15 protein-coding genes and 1 pseudogene are annotated in these 16,881 nt (G+C 72.0%); 11 read left to right on the top strand and 5 right to left on the bottom strand.

Annotated elements, in window-relative coordinates; translation table 11 throughout:
- Positions 1–11: 11 nt before the first annotated feature.
- Complete coding sequence (eccD, locus tag ACZ3X1_RS07980; protein ID WP_391706556.1) at positions 12–1,367, bottom strand: type VII secretion integral membrane protein EccD; 1,356 nt, start codon at positions 1,365–1,367, stop codon at positions 12–14.
- Between the two features lie 109 nt (positions 1,368–1,476).
- Positions 1,477–1,872, bottom strand: coding sequence for a hypothetical protein (locus ACZ3X1_RS07975; protein WP_390079922.1), 396 nt, complete (start codon positions 1,870–1,872; stop codon positions 1,477–1,479).
- Positions 1,873–2,171: 299 nt separating this feature from the next.
- On the opposite strand from ACZ3X1_RS07975, the gene ACZ3X1_RS07970 reads away from it, so the two are divergent.
- From ACZ3X1_RS07970 to ACZ3X1_RS07960, 3 genes are all read left to right on the top strand, one after another.
- Entirely contained in the window at positions 2,172–2,693 is a 522-nt protein-coding gene (locus ACZ3X1_RS07970) for a GNAT family N-acetyltransferase (protein WP_467277744.1), read from the top strand.
- Positions 2,694–2,749: 56 nt separating this feature from the next.
- Entirely contained in the window at positions 2,750–3,265 is a 516-nt protein-coding gene (locus ACZ3X1_RS07965) for a SigE family RNA polymerase sigma factor (protein WP_467277741.1), read from the top strand.
- An 87-nt stretch (positions 3,266–3,352) separates the two neighbouring features.
- Positions 3,353–4,630, top strand: coding sequence for a hypothetical protein (locus ACZ3X1_RS07960; RefSeq protein ID WP_467277739.1), 1,278 nt, complete (start codon positions 3,353–3,355; stop codon positions 4,628–4,630).
- 167 nt (positions 4,631–4,797) lie between these two features.
- Here ACZ3X1_RS07960 and ACZ3X1_RS07955 read toward each other — a convergent pair whose 3' ends face one another.
- Both ACZ3X1_RS07955 and ACZ3X1_RS07950 read right to left on the bottom strand, forming a co-directional pair.
- Complete coding sequence (locus tag ACZ3X1_RS07955) at positions 4,798–5,169, bottom strand: VOC family protein (RefSeq protein ID WP_356810209.1); 372 nt, start codon at positions 5,167–5,169, stop codon at positions 4,798–4,800.
- Between the two features lie 89 nt (positions 5,170–5,258).
- Complete coding sequence (locus ACZ3X1_RS07950; protein ID WP_467277735.1) at positions 5,259–6,989, bottom strand: bifunctional 3'-5' exonuclease/DNA polymerase; 1,731 nt, start codon at positions 6,987–6,989, stop codon at positions 5,259–5,261.
- Positions 6,990–7,190: 201 nt separating this feature from the next.
- On the opposite strand from ACZ3X1_RS07950, the gene ACZ3X1_RS07945 reads away from it, so the two are divergent.
- Both ACZ3X1_RS07945 and ACZ3X1_RS07940 read left to right on the top strand, forming a co-directional pair.
- Positions 7,191–8,372 carry a DUF2786 domain-containing protein gene (locus ACZ3X1_RS07945; RefSeq protein ID WP_390079930.1) on the top strand — a complete coding sequence of 394 codons (1,182 nt, stop codon included), beginning with the start codon at positions 7,191–7,193 and terminating at the stop codon, positions 8,370–8,372.
- 268 nt (positions 8,373–8,640) lie between these two features.
- The gene (locus ACZ3X1_RS07940) at positions 8,641–8,886 is read left to right on the top strand and encodes a DUF397 domain-containing protein (RefSeq protein ID WP_350989850.1); all 246 of its coding nucleotides are present in this window, start codon (positions 8,641–8,643) and stop codon (positions 8,884–8,886) included.
- Between the two features lie 89 nt (positions 8,887–8,975).
- On the opposite strand, the gene ACZ3X1_RS07935 is transcribed toward ACZ3X1_RS07940, so the two are convergent.
- Complete coding sequence (locus tag ACZ3X1_RS07935) at positions 8,976–9,464, bottom strand: ATP-binding protein (RefSeq protein WP_390079932.1); 489 nt, start codon at positions 9,462–9,464, stop codon at positions 8,976–8,978.
- Between the two features lie 361 nt (positions 9,465–9,825).
- Between ACZ3X1_RS07935 and ACZ3X1_RS07930 the strand changes: the two genes are divergently transcribed.
- The 6 genes and pseudogenes from ACZ3X1_RS07930 (at position 9,826) to ACZ3X1_RS07905 (ending at position 16,855) form a co-directional block, all read left to right on the top strand.
- Positions 9,826–10,704, top strand: coding sequence for a helix-turn-helix domain-containing protein (locus ACZ3X1_RS07930; RefSeq protein WP_356810205.1), 879 nt, complete (start codon positions 9,826–9,828; stop codon positions 10,702–10,704).
- An 89-nt stretch (positions 10,705–10,793) separates the two neighbouring features.
- Positions 10,794–12,251: an aldehyde dehydrogenase family protein gene (locus tag ACZ3X1_RS07925; protein ID WP_467277729.1), complete on the top strand. Its 1,458-nt coding sequence runs from the start codon at positions 10,794–10,796 to the stop codon at positions 12,249–12,251.
- An 83-nt stretch (positions 12,252–12,334) separates the two neighbouring features.
- Positions 12,335–14,401, top strand: a pseudogene (gene mrdA / locus ACZ3X1_RS07920) (penicillin-binding protein 2); the annotation flags it as partial.
- A gap of 117 nt (positions 14,402–14,518) precedes the next feature.
- Positions 14,519–15,031, top strand: a complete 513-nt coding sequence (locus tag ACZ3X1_RS07915; RefSeq protein ID WP_356810203.1) for a DinB family protein — start codon at positions 14,519–14,521, stop codon at positions 15,029–15,031.
- Positions 15,032–15,236: 205 nt separating this feature from the next.
- Positions 15,237–15,851 (top strand): PadR family transcriptional regulator, encoded by a 615-nt coding sequence (locus ACZ3X1_RS07910; protein ID WP_467277726.1) that lies wholly within the window; start codon positions 15,237–15,239, stop codon positions 15,849–15,851.
- A 56-nt stretch (positions 15,852–15,907) separates the two neighbouring features.
- Positions 15,908–16,855 carry an ATP-binding cassette domain-containing protein gene (locus ACZ3X1_RS07905; RefSeq protein ID WP_467277723.1) on the top strand — a complete coding sequence of 316 codons (948 nt, stop codon included), beginning with the start codon at positions 15,908–15,910 and terminating at the stop codon, positions 16,853–16,855.
- Positions 16,856–16,881 lie beyond the last annotated feature (26 nt).

Below are 16,881 nucleotides of genomic sequence, written 5' to 3'. Positions count from 1 at the left end.
GCCCCTCTTCCTCAGAACTTGTTGAGCAGCTGCCCGTACACGCCGAACACCCCGACGGCGAGCGGGAAGAGCCCCACCATGCCCACCGACTCGACGAGGTCGGCCGTGCGCCGCAGCCGGACCTGCACGTGGTCCGGCGGCTGCACCGCGAGGGCGAGCAGCGGCAGCAGCGCGGCCACGACCAGCACGGCGAGCGGACCGGCGCCGCCGTCGTGCCCGGTCCACAGCATCACCAGGCGTACGACGAGCAGGGCCGCGGCGGCGATCAGCGCCACGACCTCGGCCACCAGCGGGAACGCGCGCGCCCTCGACAGCAGTACGACGGCGACCAGCGACGGCAGCGCGACCGTCCACACGGAGGGCTTCTCGGCGAGCGTCAGCAGCCAGCCGGCGGCCGCCGCGGAGATCGCGGTGACGATCGTGGCGAGGGCGAGCCCGCGGTGCGTGGCGGCGAGGGCGTTGCCCACCTCGTGGCGGCTGACGGAGGCGCCGCCGGAGCGGCGGTCGTCCAGGGCCGTGAGCCCGGAGGCCATCAGGGCGAGCCGCGGCAGCAGGCCGAGCAGCACCACGGAGACGAGGGCCATGACCGCGCCGAGCCGGGCCGGGTCGTCCTGGACGGCGGCGACGGCCTCCCACAGGGCGGTGATCACGGCGGTGGCCACGGCTCCGAAGAGCCCGCCGCGGCCGAGCGGCGAGAAGTGGCCGAGCAGTGCCAGTGTCAGGACGAGTGCGCCGGCGACGGCGGCGAGCCGCGCGGTGCCCGGCCAGTCGTGGGCGTCCGCGGCGGTCCACGCGGTGAGGACGCCCAGGCCGCCGGAGGCGAGCAGGAGCGCCGTCGCGAGGCCCCGGTTGCCCTGGCCGATCCGCGAGACGAGGGCGCCGGCCGCCATCAGGACCAGCGTGACGGCGGCCAGGCCGCCGGCCAGTGCTCCGAGTGCGAACTCGTGCCGGGCGAGCAGGGCGGCGGTCACCGTGAAGGCGACGGTCGCCACGCCCGCGCTGCCCCGCCGGGCGGCGGGACGCCAGCGCCAGGCCTGGAGGTCGAGGTCGTCCGAGACCAGGTCGGTGACGTCGTGGACGACGGGGGCGGGCGGTGCGGAGTGGCTCCTGACCAGGCGCAGGACGGCGCCGTCGGCTATGCCGGCCGTCGCGAGCGTGCTGTCGTGCGGCAGCGCGGAACCGTCCGGCGCGATCAGCTGACGGGTCAGCGGCCGGGACGCGGCCCGGTCGTCGAGCAGCTGGAGTATGTCCGGGAGCAGTTGGCCGATCGGGGTGTCGGACGGCAGGACCATGTCGGCACGGCGCCGCTCGCCGATCAGGGTCACCCGGCTGAGTTGCGCCCGGGAAGTCGTTGCTGTGCTCACCACTTGCGGGAACCTATCATCGCGGGTTTGCGACCTTTCGGGGCCAAGGGGGACATGGCGCTGCTGCCGGACCGTGAACTCTCCCGGATCTGCACGCCTGATGCTTCTTCCTCTACGACTGCACCGGTCCCGGCGACTGGGCCGAGTGCGAGGGCGTCGGCTGTGACGTCTTCTTCGGTGGTTTCGGGGACTTCGACGCGGACGGGCTCACCGGAGCGGACGGCTGCCGCGATGTCGTGGGCTGCCCGTACGGCTGCAACTGCCCCTGCTGTTGCTGTTGCTGCTTCTGCTGTTCGGCCTTCTGCTTCGCGAGGGTGTGCTGGACGAAGGACCAGCCGACGCAACCCGCGCACAGGACGGCCGCGATGGCGATGCCCGCGAACAGCTTTCCCAGCCGCTCGTCCGCCGTGCGCCGCGCCCGCTGGGCGCCGAAGAGCAGGGCGTCCCTCATCCTGCGGCGGCGTACCGCCACCGACTCCAGAAGCTGGCTGTCGTAGTCCCGTGCCATCTGTCGTCCGTCGCCCCAGTCCCGGCTCGTCGAGCGCCCGCCACCGCTCCAGGGCGCGGCTCCTGAGCGTGCGCCATGCCGAGCCCCCGTGTTTTGCCTCTGCAACATAGAGCATGTGTGCGGATCGAGCACATCCGGACCGGGGAGTGAACCGGGCACGCTGCCGGCCCGGCCCGTGACCGGGCACTGAGGGGCGCTGAGGCGCACCGACCGGGCGGCACCGGCGGCCACCGGCGGCAACGTCCGTCGTAGCGTGGGCGCTTCGAGGCGGCGCGCCACACACACCCCAGGGAGAGCACATGACCGGTCAGGCGGCACAGCAGGTCGAGCAGTCCATCCAGGACGGTCCGGACGTCGTGGTCCGCACGGCGGGCGAGGCGGACGTCGAGACGGCGGCCGCGCTGTTCCGCGGTTACCTCGACTTCTACGAGGTCGACATCGAGGACGCCGACGCCCCGCGGGCGTTCCTGGCGGAGCGGATCGCGAAGGACGAGTCGCTGGTCCTGCTCGCCGACGTGGCCGGCGCCGGTACCGTCGGCTTCGCGCAGGTCTACCGCGCCTTCTCCTCCCTGTCGTTGACGACCGCCTGGATCCTGAACGACCTCTACGTCGCCCCCTCCGGCCGCCGTACCGGCGCCGGCCGGGCGCTGCTGCGCGAGGTGCTGCGCCGGGCCCGCGCCGCCGGGGTGGCGGGCGTCCAGCTGGAGACCGCGTACGGCAACAGGGTCGCGCAGGGGCTCTACGAGGCGGAGGGCTTCGTCCGAGAGGAGTTCCACGTCTACTTCCACGACTTGGGCGGCGTGACTTCGACCGAGGGGTGAAACATTCCCGTACGGCCGTCGCGTCAATGGAGTGGGACGGACGCGAGGGGGAGTGGATGCGACAGGGTCGCAGGGACGGGTTCCGTGAATTCGAGGCGGGCCGGTCGGGGCACCTGTACCGATCGGCCTGTCTGCTGGCGAGCGGGGACACCCATCTCGCGGAGGACCTGGTGCAGGAGACCCTGGGCCGGATGTACCTGCACTGGGGCCGGATCGCCCGTGTGGACAATCCGGCGGCGTACGCGCAGACGGTGCTGGTGCGGGCCTACCTCACGCACCGGCGCCGCCGGTCGGCGGGGGAGCGCCCGGTCGGGCGGTTCCCCGACACGGGGGCCGTGGCGACGGGCGGCGGCGATCCGGCGCTGCGGATGACCCTGCTGGAGGTGCTGGGGCGGCTGGCGCCCAAGGACCGGGCGGTGCTGGTGCTGCGCTACTGGGAGGACCGCAGCGTCGAGGAGACCGCCGACGCCATGAACGTCAGCTCGGCGGCGGTGCGTACGCGCACCTCCCGGGCGCTGGCCCGGCTGCGGGAGGAGCTGGGCGGCAGCCTCGGCGCCTTCGCGGAACTCTGAGGGCGCCGAAGGCGCCGAACCCTGCACGCCCCTGCACGCCCCCTGCACCGCCCACCCCCACCCTTGAAGCGGAAGGTCTAGTTCCTCATGCCCTTTGAAGATGATCTCGGTGCGGCCCTCCGGCAGGCGGGGGACGGCTTCACGGCCGACCGGCACGCGCTGGTGAACGCCGGCGAGGAGCGCGGCCGGCGCCTGGTGGCGCGCCGCCGGGCCGCGGTGGTCGGCGGATCCGTGCTGGCCCTGGCCCTGACAGCGACGGCCGGCGCCTACGCCGGCGGCCTCCTCGGCGGCGCGGGCGGCGCGGACGGCGTCGCGGTCGCCGCGGCGCCGACGCAGGACGGTGGTTCGGGCACGGACGGTGCGCCCGACGCGGGTGCCGGGAACCCGAGGGTCGGCAGCGGCGCGGTCACCGGGGAGCAGATGATCGCCCATCTGAAAGCCGCCTTGGCGGGCGGGCAGTTGACCGCCGCGACGGGACGCGGCACGGACAGCGACAGGGGTCCGGCGGCCTCCGGCGTGTACGACGACGGGAAGGGCAAGGCGGCCGTCGGCGTCGCCCTCTCCCGGGTGGACCCCGACGGCAGCCACGCCGGCCAGCTCACCCAGTGCGGGGACAAGAACCTCCAGGGCTACGACGACTGCCGGACCGAGAAGCTGCCGGACGGTTCGAAGCTGCTGATCCACAAGGGGTACGAGTACGCCGACCGCCGGGTGGACACCAAGTGCTGGCGGGCCGTGCTCGTGACCCCGCAGGGCTTCATGGTGGCCGTCTCGGAGTGGAACTCCCCGGCGGAGAAGGGCGCGGGCATCACGCGGCCCGACCCGCCGCTGGGCAGTGAGCAGCTGAAGGCTCTGGCCACCTCGCCGGCATGGCTCACGGCGCTCAACGACCTGCCGGCCGCCGAGCGGGAGCCGGTCCGGCAGGGTGGCGAATCGGGCGCGGCGCTCAAGGACCGCAACGCCGGCGACGCCCTGGAGTCGCTGCTGGCGCCGTTCGGGATCCCGATCGCGTCCAAGGGCGGGCAGGAGGAGTACGGCTACGCCGTGCTCGACGACGGCAAGGGCAAGTCCCTGGTCCAGCTCAACGTCTCCAAGGGCGAGAGCACCTCGGGCTTCGCGGGCGCCGACGTCACCGTTCTGCCCGACGGCACCAGGGTCAAGGTCACTCAGGGTCCCGGCGAGAAGGGCAGGGGCGTGGCCCAGTGGACCGTGGCCACCCTGCGCGAGAACGGCGTCCGCGTGACGGTCTCCGCCTTCAACGCCGCCAACCAGAGCGGCGCCGCCACCCGCGAGACGCCCGTGCTCACGCTGGACCAGCTGAAGCAGATCGCACTCGCGCCGGGCTGGAACCGTGACCGCAACTAAGGGCTGTCCCGTAATCCCCGGCGGGCGCACGACGACAGCCACGGCACCTCGCCGCGTTGTCGGAACGCCCGCATACGCCCAGTATCAGCACGCTCCTGCGCCTTGCGATGCACCGCATCTGACGCCGTGCGCTGATCCACCGGGGACTACGGGACAGCCCTTTGGGGTCAGGCTCCCTCGGGAGTGATCAGGCAGAAGGGATGGCCGACGGGGTCCTCGTAGACGCGGTAGCCGATCGGCTTGTCCGAACCGTCCAGCAGCGTCGCACCGAGGGCGAGCACCTGGGCCTCAGCCGTATCGAGGTCCGTGACCAGCACGTCGATGTGCATCTGCTGAGGACGCGCGGAATCCGTCCACCGAGGCGCGCGAAAGTCGTCCACCCGCTGGAAGAGGACCACCGGTGCGCCCGCCGCGTTCTGAAGCACGACGAAGTCGCCCGTGTCCGCCCGCCGCGAGAGCGACAGCAGCTTCTCGTAGAAGCCGGCGAGCTCATCCGGGTCGGGGCAGTCGATGACCACGGTGTACAGGTGTCCGATCATCCGGCTCACTTTGCCACTGTCCGCGAGCGGGCCGAACGGCAGGTGCCCGGCCCGAAGTTGAAGAACAAGAGGCCTGGCTGCGGGAGGAGTCACTTGGCGTCGGCGTAGCACTCCACGACCGCCGTCGTGAACGGGAACCGGACCGGGGTGTCGCCGAAGGCGATCCGGCCGGCCCGGTCGCCGGCGGCGCGGATCGCCTCCACGACGGCGTCGGCCTCCTCGGCCGGGCAGTGCACCATCACCTCGTCGTGCTGGAAGAACACCAGCTCCGCGCGCATCCCGGCGGTCGCCTGCCGCAGGGCCGCGAGCATCAGCAGGGCCCAGTCGGCGGCGCTGCCCTGGACGACGAAGTTGCGGGTGAACCGGCCGCGGGCCCGGGTGTTGGTGGAGGCGTAGCTCGGGGTCCAGCCGTCCTCCCGGTCCCGGGAGGTCCCGGCCTCGCCCTCGGGCTCGCTGCCGCCGGGGTCGACGCCCCCGTCGCCGGCTTCGTAGCCCTCGCCGGAGCCGGCGGGCGGCGGGCAGGTGCGGCCCAGCCAGGTGCGTACGAGCCGGCCCTCCTCCCCGGCCTTCGCCGCGTCGTCCACGTACGCCACGGCCCGGGGGAAGCGGCGGCGCAGCGCGGCCAGGTTCTTCAGGCCGTCCCCGGAGGTCTGCCCGTAGACGGCGCCGAGCACGGCGATCTTGGCCTTGTCGCGGTCGCCGGAGAAGCCCTGGCGGGAGACGGCCGTGTAGAGGTCCTCGGGCCGGCCGGCCACCTCCATGAAGGCGGGGTCGCGTGAGATCGCGGCGAGCACGCGCGGTTCCATCTGGTCGGCGTCGGCGACGACGAGCCGCCAGCCCGGGTCGGCCACGACGGCCCGGCGGATCACCTTCGGGATCTGCAGGGCCCCGCCGCCGTTGGTGACCCAGCGGCCGGTGAGCGTGCCGCCGGGAATGAACTCCGGGCGGAACCGGCCTGCGTGGACCCAGTCGCCGAGCCAGCTCCAGCCGTGGGCGGTGTAGATCCGGTACAGCTTCTTGTACTCGATCAACGGCTCGACGGCGGGGTGGTCCAGCTCCTGGATCTCCCAGCGGCGGGTGGACTTCAGCTTGATCCCGTCCTTGGCGAAGGCCTTGATGACCTCCGCGGGCAGGTCGGGGCGTACGCGTCGGCCGAAGGCGGCCGAGACGCGGTCGGCCAGCTCGGCGAGGCGCCGGGGCTCCCCGCCGCCCGCGTACCGCTCGCCGAGCAGCTCGGCCAGCAGGGCGCGGTGCACGTCGGCCCGCCAGGGCAGGCCGGCCCGGTTCATCTCGGCGGCGACGAGGAAGGCCGCGGACTCGGCGGCGACGAGCAGCCGCATCCGGTCGGGGTGCGCGGTCGCGTCGAGCCGCCCCGCCTGGTCGGCGTGGACGGCGAGCAGGGCGTCGAGGGAGAGCGGGGCGGGCTGCGGGTCGAAGAGCGAGTCCTGGGCGCGCGGGTCCGCCGCGCGCTGGGGCGGATCGGGCGGCACGGGGGCGTTGTTCAGCCGCGCCCAGGCGGCGGCGGCCGAGCGGGGCTCGCCGGAGCGGCCCTCGTGGCCGAGGAGCAGCAGCTCGGCGTCCTCGATGTCGTGGCACCGCTCGACGCGGACGCCGGCCGCGAGCAGGCGCGGGTACACGGCGGCGGTGGACCGCCAGACCCAGCGGGTGCCGGCCGGGGCACGGCGGATCGCCTCGGCGGGATCACGGACGCGGAGCGGGGCCGCGTCCGCCCGGGCCGCGTCCGCGGGGTGCACGGGGGCGGCGTGCCACCACCCGTCGCCGTCCTCGGCGAGGGCCCACCGGGGAGTGCGGTCGCTCATGGGTGCGAGTGTCCCACCGGGGTCCGACAGTGGCGCCGCGCCGGGCCGGCCCCCGCTCCGCGCCTCGGGTGCCGGCGGCCGTGCGGTCTTGGCGCCGGCCTCCGGGGCCGGCCGCGGGGAGCGGCCCGGCGCGCACCGCCCGCGGAGCGAGGCCGCCCGCCGGGCAGGGGACGCGAAGGCGGACATGCCAAGCTGAGAGGTGTGAAAGACCTTTCCGAGACCGTCGACCGAGCCTTCGCCGCAGCCCTCTACGCCCAGGACGACGCCGGGCTGGACACCGGGGCCTCGCTGCTCGTCGCCGATTCCCGGAGCTGGCCCGGGGTGGGCCGCGAGCTGCTGGCGCGCGGGGAGGCCTACGTACGGCAGGGCTGGGAGCGGGGCTGGCGGCCGGCCGACGTGCTCCGGCTGGTCCGCCGGGACCTCGACGAGCGGCACCTGCGGATCACCGGGGACCTGATCGCCGCCGAAGGGCGCCGCTACGCCCGGCTCCCGGAGCGCTGGAGCACCGCCGAGGTGTGGTGGAAGAGCGACGAGGAGTACGCCGACGGGCTCGCGCAGCGGGAGCGGGCCGACCGGTTCACGCTGGCGACCGCCTTCCTGGAGGTCCTGCGGCTGCTGATCCGGCTGCCCTCCGTCGAGCCCGTGGGTCCGCTGCCCGGCGACCCGGTCGACGCCCTCGCGGAGCACGCCCACATCGAACCGCGCATGCTGGCCCGCATCCGGGCCCTGCTCGCCAAGGCCGAGGCGACCACCTACCCGGAGGAGGCCGAGGCGCTGAGTGCCAAGGCCCAGGAGCTGATGGCCCGGCACACCGTGGACGAGGCCCTGCTGGCCGCGCGCGGAGGCGGCCCGGCGCGGGTGCCGGCGGCCTGCCGGATCGGTGTAGAGCCCCCGTACGAGGAGGCGAAGGCGGTCCTGCTCGACGCGGTGGCCACCGCCAACCGCTGCCGGGCGGTGTGGAACAGCGGCTTCCAGTTCTCCACGGTGGTCGGCTTCGAGAGCGACCTGGAGGCGGTGGAGCTGCTCTACACCTCGCTCCTGGTGCAGGGGACGGCCGCGATGACCCGCGCCGAGGCCGCGCAGCGGTCGGGCGGACGCAAGCGGACCAAGACCTTCCGGCAGTCGTTCCTGCTGGCCTACGCCAGCCGGCTCGGCCACCGGCTCGCCGCGACCGCCGAGCACACGGCGACCGAGGCCCCGGACAACCTCCCGGCCCTGGTGGCGCGCGACGTGGCGGTCACCTCCCGGGCCGAGGAGATGTTCCCGCGGACCACCACGACCCGGCTGCGCGGCGCCACCGACCACGCGGGCTGGGAGGACGGCACGGCGGCCGCGGACCGGGCCCACATGGGCGGCCGCCGCCGCCCGCTCCCCAAGTCCTAGCGGTGCGCGAGCGCCCCGTTCTGCGGTGGGGCGGCGTCAGGGGGCCGTACCGGCGGATTCGGTGTGGGCGGTGTGGACGGAGCGGGGGACCGGGCCGGCGGGGCAGCCGGCCTCGCTGCGACGCGGTCCCGGACGCCCTCCGGCCCTGGGGGCGGACCTGTCTGTGATCACCGGAACACCCCGCGTGCACGTGCATCTGCGCATGCAGCAGGGAGTGAACACAGCTATGATCCGGTGGAGTTGACATCTGCACTATCGGGGGCTTCCTGTGGACCACGCGTACAACGGGATGGCAGCTGCAGAACTCGCTTCCTTGTTTGAGCTGACGTGGCAGAAGAGCAGACACAGCAACTCGCAGGGTTCCTGCGTGGAGTTCGCGAAGCTGCCCGGAGGCGACGTCGCCATGCGCAATTCGCGCTTCCCGGACGGTCCGGCGCTCGTCTACACGCCGGCCGAGATACAAGCCCTGCTCCTGGGCGTCAAGGACGGCGAGTTCGATCACCTGATCGGCTGACGGAACAGCGCATTCATCAAGCCATGCACGTGCACTGGCCGGGACTGATCGCAGTGATCGGTCCCGGCCAGTGGTCGTGTACGGGTGGCTCAGTCGTGGAGCAGGAACAGCGCCCAGACCACCTTGCCGGTCAGCCGCCCCGCGAGCGGGTGCCAGCCCCAGCCGTCGCTGTACGAGTCCACCAGGAACAGCCCGCGCCCGGACTCCAGGTCGAAGTTCTCCTCGGTCCGCTCCGGCGAGAACGCCCCGCCGGGCCGGTCCTCGCTGGGGTCGCGCACCGCGCACACCAATCGGGTGCTCCACCGCATCAGGTGCAGCCGTACCGGCGGCTCCGGCTCGGCGTCCGGCCCCCGCGACTCGTCCGGCAGGGCGTGCCGCAGCGCGTTGGTGACGAGCTCGGAGACGACCAGGGCGACATCGTCGAAGCGGCCGTCGAGGCCCCACTGGGTGAGCGTCGAGCGGGTGAAAGTGCGCGCGCCCCGCACCGCGTCGAACCGCGCGGGCAGAGCGCATGAGGCGGACCCGGAGACAGCCGTGGGGTCGACCGGGGGAAGCCCCTGCCGTAACGGCTCGAGCATGGTCGATCCATTCGTCCCCATGCGAGGCACTCCCGGGATTCGCGGACGAAGCGGTGGCTTGTGTCCAAAGAGAACTGCGGGGTGGGTCCCGCGCCGGCGCGAAGAGCACGCAGGTGCGCGGGGACCATCGTTCCGAATGCTCGGGCCGGATGCAAGGGCAGATGCACGTGCACGCGCCGGACCTGTCCGCTCACGTGACGGTTCTTGCTCATTTCTTCCTACGCATACTTACGGACTTCTTTCCCCGGAGAAGGGATTCCGTTACAGAACGAGTACGACCCGATGCGTTTTGGTGGCAGACTGCGGCCCCTGGGGTACGGGGGCCCCTGGACGCCGCGCACACCACGCGCACGCCAATGCGATGGGGAGGGCAGTACTAGTGACCGCAGAAGCAAGCGGTTCTGTGGTGCGCCGCATCCTCCTGGGCTCCCAGCTCAGGCGACTCCGAGAATCCCGCGGCATCACCCGTGAGGCGGCCGGCTACTCGATCCGCGCATCCGAATCGAAGATCAGCCGCTTGGAGTTGGGAAGGGTGAGCTTCAAGGCAAGGGACGTGGAGGACCTCCTCACGCTCTACGGGGTCACGGACAGCGCCGAGCGCGAGTCCCTCCTGGGGCTGGTCCGCGAGGCCAACGCGACCGGGTGGTGGCACAGTTACGGTGACGTGCTGCCGGGCTGGTTCCAGACCTACATCGGGCTGGAGGGCGCCGCGTCGCTCATCCGGATCTACGAGGTGCAGTTCGTCCACGGCCTGCTGCAGACCGAGGCCTACGCCCACGCCGTCGTCAGCCGCGGCATGCCCGGCGCCACCGCCGCCGAGATCGACCGCCGCGTCGCGCTGCGCCTGGAGCGGCAGAAGGTGCTCGTGTCCGAGAGCGCCCCCGTCTTCCACGCCGTCCTCGACGAGGCCGCGCTGCGCCGCCCGTACGGCGACCGCAACGTCATGCGCGGCCAGTTGGAGCACCTCATCGAGGTCTCGCAGCGGCCCAACGTGCAGCTCCAGGTAATGCCCTTCTCCTTCGGCGGGCACGCGGGCGAGAGCGGAGCCTTCACCCTGCTGCGCTTCCCCGAGTCCGACCTGCAGGACATCGTCTATCTGGAACAGCTCACCAGTGCCCTCTACCTGGACAAGGACGAGGAAGTGGGGCAGTACGGGCGGGCGATGGAGCGGCTCCAGGCCGACTGCCCCGACCCCGACCGGACCCGGGATCTTCTTCGCGGCCTACTCCAACTGTCTTGATCCGCACGTAGTATGACGTCTGATCAGTGCATGATGACCGATCGGTCTCCGGTGCAGCGCACGGGTGCGCGCTCGCAGTAAGGGATGGCATGTCCATATTCAGCGACCTCGCTCACCAGTACATCGACGGCGAATGGCTGGCCGGCAACGGTTCATGGGACATCATCGACGTCAACCCGTACAACGGGGAGAAGCTCGCGGCCATCACCGTGGCCACCGTCGAGCAGGTGGACCAGGCGTACCGCGGCGCCGAGCGCGCCCAGCGGGCCTGGGCCGCCACCAGCCCGTACATCAGACGCGCGGTCCTGGAGCGCGCCCTGCGGATCACCGAGGAGCGCGAGAAGGAGATCGTCGAGGCGATGATCGACGAGCTCGGCGGGACCCGTCCCAAGGCCGAGTACGAGGTCCGCCTCGCGATGGAGTTCATCCGGGAGTCGCTCCAGCTGGCCGTCCGCCCCGAAGGGCGGATCCTGCCCTCGCCGGTCGAGGGCAAGGAGAACCGGGTCCAGCGGCTGCCCGTCGGCGTCGTCACCGTGATAAGCCCCTTCAACTTCCCCTTCCTGGTCACGTTGAAGTCCGTCGCCCCGGCCCTGGCGCTGGGCAACGCGGTGGTCGTCAAGCCCAACCAGAACGCCCCCGTCGTCGGCGGCGGCGTCATCGCCAAGATCTTCGAGGACGCCGGGCTGCCCGCCGGCCTGCTGAACGTCCTCGTCACCGACATCGCCGAGATAGGCGACGCGCTCCTGACGCACCCCGTCCCCAAGGTCATCTCCTTCGCGGGATCGGACCGCGTCGGCCGGCACGTCGGCGCGATCGCCGCCCGCCACTTCAAGCGCACGGTCCTGGAGCTCAGCGGCAACAGCGCGCTCGTCGTCCTCGACGACGCCGACCTCGACTACGCGGTGGACGCGGCCGTCTTCAGCCGCTTCGTCTACCAGGGCCAGGTCTGCATGGCCGCGAACCGGATCCTCGTCGACGCCTCCGTCGCGGAGGAGTTCACCGAGAAGTTCACCGCGCGCGTGCGCGCCCTGAAGACCGGCGACCCGCACGAGGCCGACACCCACATCGGACCGCTGATCAACTCCTTCCAGGCCGACGCCCTGACCGCGCTCGTGGACCAGGCCGTGGAATCCGGTGCGCAGGCGCTCGTACGGGGGTCTACGCGCGGCAACCTGGTCGAGCCGACCGTGCTCGCCGGGATCCCCGAGGACTCCCCGCTGCTGGGCCAGGAGATCTTCGGCCCCGTCGCGCTGCTGGTGGTCTTCGACGGCGAGGACGAGGCCGTACGGCTGGCCAACGCGACCCCCTACGGGCTCAGCGGCGCCGTGCACACCCGGGACGTCGAGCGGGGCGTGCGCTTCGCCCAGCGGATCGAGACGGGGATGATCCACGTCAACGACTCCACGATCGGGGACGAACCGCTGGCCGCGTTCGGCGGGGAGAAGGCCTCGGGCCTGGGCAGGCTGAACGGCGAGGCCACGGTCGAGGCGTTCACCACGCAGAAGTGGATCTCCGTGCAGCACGGGCGGACGGCGTTCCCTTTCTAGGTCACCAGGCGGTGTCCGGCGGATCAGGATCGGACAGCCCCTAGACTCGGCCGGGCGTAGGCAGCCGCCCGGGGGAGAACGAGTTGAGCAACATACCGGAGACCGGCCGGACCCCTCGGGTCCAGAACCGGCTCGTCGTCATCCAGGTCGTGGTCTTCTCCCTGCTGCTCACGCTGGGCGGACGGCTCTGGTACCTCCAGATCCGCAACGGCCAGGAGTACACGGACGAGGCGAAGAACAACCACGTCCAGCAGGTGGTCCAGCCGGCCGTGCGCGGCTCGATCCTCGACTCGCGCGGGGTTCCGCTCGCCGACAACGCCACCCACCTGGTGGTCTCCGCGAGCCGTACCGAGCTGCTGAAGATGAAGGACAAGGGCAAGTCCGTGCTGACCCGGCTCGCCGGGGTGCTGGGCATGGACCCGCAGGAGGTCGTCGACAAGGTCCGCCTCTGCGACTCCCAGACCAAGCAGCCCTGCTGGAACGGCTCGCCCTACCAGCCGATCCCGGTCAGTGACGAGGCGACCACGGAGCAGGCCCTGCAGATCCGCGAGCACCCCGAGGACTTCCCGGGCATCACGGCCGAGGCGACAGCGCTGCGCCGCTACGCGGCCCCCGACCAGGCCAACACCTCCCAGGTGCTGGGCTACCTCTCGCCGGTCACCGACGAGGAGATCGCCAAGGCGAAGAAGTCCGACTCCCCCTACCTGCGCTCCGACCAGGTGGGCCGTTCCGGCCTGGAGCGCACGTACGACAAGGAGCTGCGCGGCAAGGCCGGCATCACCCGCTACGAGGTGGACAACCTCGGCCGGGTCATCGGGCAGGGCCAGACCGACCCGGCGCAGCCCGGCTCGAACATCGTGACCTCGATCGACTCCCGCGTGCAGGCGGTCGCCGAGCGGGAGCTGAACAACGCGATGATCGACGCCCGCAAGGTCCACGACAAGAACACCGGCCGCAACTACGAGGCCGACTCGGGCGCGGTCGTGGTGATGGAGACCAAGACGGGCCGGATCGTCGCGATGGCCTCGAACCCGACCTACGACCCCAACGCCTGGGTGGGCGGCATCTCCGCGAAGGACTACGCCTCCCTCACGGACAAGGAGTCCAACTACCCGCTGCTGAACCGCGCGATCCAGGGACAGGCGGCGCCCGGCTCCATCTTCAAGGTGGTCACCTCGACCGCCGCGGTCAACGCGGGCTATCCCTTCAACAACCGCTACCCCTGCCCCAGCTCGTACTCGGTGGGCAACCAGACCTTCACGAACTTCGAGTCACAGGGCCACGGCGACATCACCATCGGCCGGGCCCTGGAGGTGTCCTGCGACACGGTCTACTACCTGATCGCCGACCAGGAGTGGAAGAAGGACGGGGGCATCAAGCCGAAGAAGGACCCGAACGACTGGTTCCTCAAGACGGCCCACGAGTTCGGCCTGGGCAAGCGCACCGGCATCGACCTGCCCAACGAGGTGCCCGGCCGGGTCCCCGACCGCAAGTGGAAGCAGGACTTCTTCGACGCCAACAAGGACGCCTGGTGCCGGGACGGCAAGAAGAACGGCAGCTTCGCCGAGAAGATCGCCTACGAGAACTGCCGCCAGGGCAACCAGCTGCGCGAGGGTGACGCGATCAACTACTCGATCGGGCAGGGAGACACCCTCGTCACCCCGCTCCAGATGACGTCCGTCTACGCGGCCATCGCCAACGGCGGCACCCTGCACCAGCCGAGCGTCGGCAAGGCGATCGTCAGTGCCGACGGGACGTCGGTGAAGGAGATCGCCCCCAAGGAGCAGGGCAAGCTCCCGATGGACGCCAAGACGCGCGACAACATCGACAAGGCCCTCGCCGGCGTGGCCACCGACGGCAGCGCCGCCTGGCGCTTCGGCGGCTGGCCGCAGAAGCAGATCCCGATGCACGCCAAGACCGGCACGGCCGAGGTCCAGGGCAAGCAGACCACCTCGTGGTTCGCCTCCTACACCGAGGACTACGCGATCGTCATGACGATCTCCCAGGGCGGCACCGGCTCCGGCGCCTCCGGACCGGCCGTCCGCAAGATCTACGAGGCGATGTACGGGCTCGACCCGACGGGCAGGCAGGACCTCTCCAAGGCCCTGCTCCCGAAGCCGGCCACGGCGCTGCCCGCGATTCGGCCGGACGAGGAGAACGCGTCGAACCGAGCCGGGAATTAGGACAGCATCTGACCGCAAGGCTCCGTAGCGTGTGGGTTGTCGGGGGAGAGGCCCCCGGCAACACCACGCAGAGGCGGTCCGGTCATGGCCCAGATTTCCACCGAGGTCCTCGGCGACGAGCGCGGCACGCTCCTCGCCTTCGTCGAGTCCCAGCGCGCGGCGATCCGCGAGACCCTCCTCGGGCTCGACGAGGAGCAGGCGGCGAGCCGCCCGAGCGTCAGCGAACTCAGCCTGTCCGGGGTGCTCAAGCACGTGGCCGAGTGCGAACTGGCCTGGCTGCGCATGGCCCAGCAGCGGCCCAACGAGCTCCAGCGCACCGAGGAGGACCGCAGCGAGTCCTTCCGGCTCGTGGACGGCGAGTCCGTGGCCTCGGTCCTGGCCTTCTGGGACGGGATCCGGCAGGAGACGGAGGCCTTCGTCGCGGCGGTGCCGAGCCTGGACGTCACCTTCCCGCTGCCGCCCGCGCCCTGGTTCCCGCAGGACGGCAAGGTCTCCATCCGCTGGATGCTGCTGCACCTGGTGGAGGAGTTCGCCCGGCACGCGGGCCACGCGGACATCGTCCGCGAGTCCATCGACGGCACCAAGGCCATGGGCTAAGGGCTGTCCCGTAATCCCCGGTGGATCAGCGCACGGCGTCAGATGCGGTGCATCGCAAGGCGGAGGAGCGTCCTGATACTGGGCGTATCCGGGCGTTCCGACAACGCGGCGAGGTGCCGTAGCTGTCGTCGTGCGCCCGCCGGGGATTACGGGACAGCCCTTAGGGGGTGTCCGGCGGATCAGGGCAGGGGCTTAGCCTGGCCCCATGTCAGCGATCCGGCTTCTTGTCCTCGGCGCGGTCCGCCAGCACGGGCGGGCCCACGGGTACCAGGTGCGCAACGACCTGGAGTACTGGGGCGCCCACGAGTGGTCGAACACCAAGCCGGGATCCATCTACCACGCGCTGAAGCAGATGGCGAAGCAGGGCGTCCTGCACGCCCACGAGGTGGCGCCGAGCGCGGCGGGCGGACCGCCGCGCACCGAGTACGAAGTGACGGACGCCGGCCGTGAGGAGTACTTCAGGCTGCTGCGCGGGGCGCTCTCGGCGTACGACCAGAAGACGGACGTGCTGTCGGCGGCGATCGGATTCATGGTCGACCTGCCGAGGGACGAGGTGCTGGCGCTCCTGCGGGAGCGGCTGGCGAAGCTGGCGGGCTGGCGGTCGTCGGTGACCGACTACTACACGCCGGAGGGCGGCCCGGAGGCGCTGGGACACATCGGCGAGATCATGCACATGTGGGTCCACTCCGCCGATGCCGAGGCGGAGTGGACGCGGGGGCTGATCGCCCGGGTCGAGGGGGGCGCGTACTCCTTCGCGGGCGAGGGCGGCGAGCCCTTCGTGGGGGTCCTGGCGGAGGGCCAGGAGAACCCCTACCTCTAATCAAGTTTGACTAGCCCGTGAGGGGGCACTACCTTTGCGGCTCGTGGTAATCAAATTTGACTAGTGAGGGGAGTGGCTTTGCGATCTCCGTCGAAGGCGTCCACAAGCGGTACGGCGACAAGCAGGCCCTGGCCGGGCTCGACCTGGACGTGGCGCGCGGCACCGTGCACGCCGTGCTCGGCCCCAACGGCGCCGGCAAGACCACGGCCGTGCGGATCATGAGCACCCTGCTCCGGCACGACGAGGGGACGGTCCGGGTGGCGGGCCACGACGTGGCCGCGGACCCGGCGGCCGTGCGCTCCCGCATCGGCCTGCTCGGCCAGCACGCGGCGCTCGACGAGGAACTGGCCGGGCGGCAGAACCTGGAGATGTTCGGCCGCCTCCACCACCTCGGCGCGCGCCGGGCCGGGCGGCGCGCCGACGAGCTCCTGGAGCGCTTCGGCCTCGCGGACACCGGCCGCAAGGCGGTGAAGCAGTACAGCGGCGGAATGCGGCGCCGGCTCGACCTCGCCGCCTCCCTGATCACGGACCCGGAGGTGCTGTTCCTGGACGAGCCGACCACCGGCCTCGACCCGCGCGGCCGCGCCGAGGTGTGGAGCGCCGTCCGCTCGCTGGTGGGCGGCGGCACGACCGTCCTGCTCACCACGCAGTACCTGGAGGAGGCCGACCAGCTGGCCGACCGCATCGCCCTCGTCGACGGGGGCCGGGTCGCGGCCGAGGGCACGGCCGACGAACTGAAGGCCCTGGTCGGCGCGGACCGGATCGTCGTGGTCCTGCGGGACGCGGCCCACCTGGCCCAGGCGGCGCGGCTGCTGCCCGAGCCGGCCGTCGACCCCGACACCCTGACCCTGAGCTTCCCGGTCCAGGACCGGATGGCGGGTCTCGCCCGGACCCTGCGGACGCTGGAGGAGGCGGGCGTCGAGGCGGCCGACCTGGCCGTCCGGCGCCCCACGCTGGACGAGGTGTTCCTGCACCTGACCGACCGCGAGGAGGTGGCCGCGTGAGCGCGGTCTGGGTGGTCTCGGACTCC

Source organism: Streptomyces sp. NPDC023541 (assembly GCF_055559995.1).
This window is presented reverse-complemented; position numbering and strand designations above follow the sequence as displayed.

Coding starts and splice junctions, on each gene's coding strand:
- ACZ3X1_RS07925 (WP_467277729.1), top strand. CDS start 10,794: ATGTCCATATTCAGCGACCTCGCTCACCAGTACATCGACGGCGAATGG.
- ACZ3X1_RS07970 (WP_467277744.1), top strand. CDS start 2,172: ATGACCGGTCAGGCGGCACAGCAGGTCGAGCAGTCCATCCAGGACGGT.
- ACZ3X1_RS07960 (WP_467277739.1), top strand. CDS start 3,353: ATGCCCTTTGAAGATGATCTCGGTGCGGCCCTCCGGCAGGCGGGGGAC.
- ACZ3X1_RS07915 (WP_356810203.1), top strand. CDS start 14,519: ATGGCCCAGATTTCCACCGAGGTCCTCGGCGACGAGCGCGGCACGCTC.
- ACZ3X1_RS07955 (WP_356810209.1), bottom strand. CDS start 5,169: ATGATCGGACACCTGTACACCGTGGTCATCGACTGCCCCGACCCGGAT.
- ACZ3X1_RS07950 (WP_467277735.1), bottom strand. CDS start 6,989: ATGAGCGACCGCACTCCCCGGTGGGCCCTCGCCGAGGACGGCGACGGG.
- ACZ3X1_RS07935 (WP_390079932.1), bottom strand. CDS start 9,464: ATGCTCGAGCCGTTACGGCAGGGGCTTCCCCCGGTCGACCCCACGGCT.
- ACZ3X1_RS07930 (WP_356810205.1), top strand. CDS start 9,826: ATGGGGAGGGCAGTACTAGTGACCGCAGAAGCAAGCGGTTCTGTGGTG.
- ACZ3X1_RS07975 (WP_390079922.1), bottom strand. CDS start 1,872: ATGGCACGGGACTACGACAGCCAGCTTCTGGAGTCGGTGGCGGTACGC.
- ACZ3X1_RS07910 (WP_467277726.1), top strand. CDS start 15,237: ATGTCAGCGATCCGGCTTCTTGTCCTCGGCGCGGTCCGCCAGCACGGG.
- ACZ3X1_RS07965 (WP_467277741.1), top strand. CDS start 2,750: ATGCGACAGGGTCGCAGGGACGGGTTCCGTGAATTCGAGGCGGGCCGG.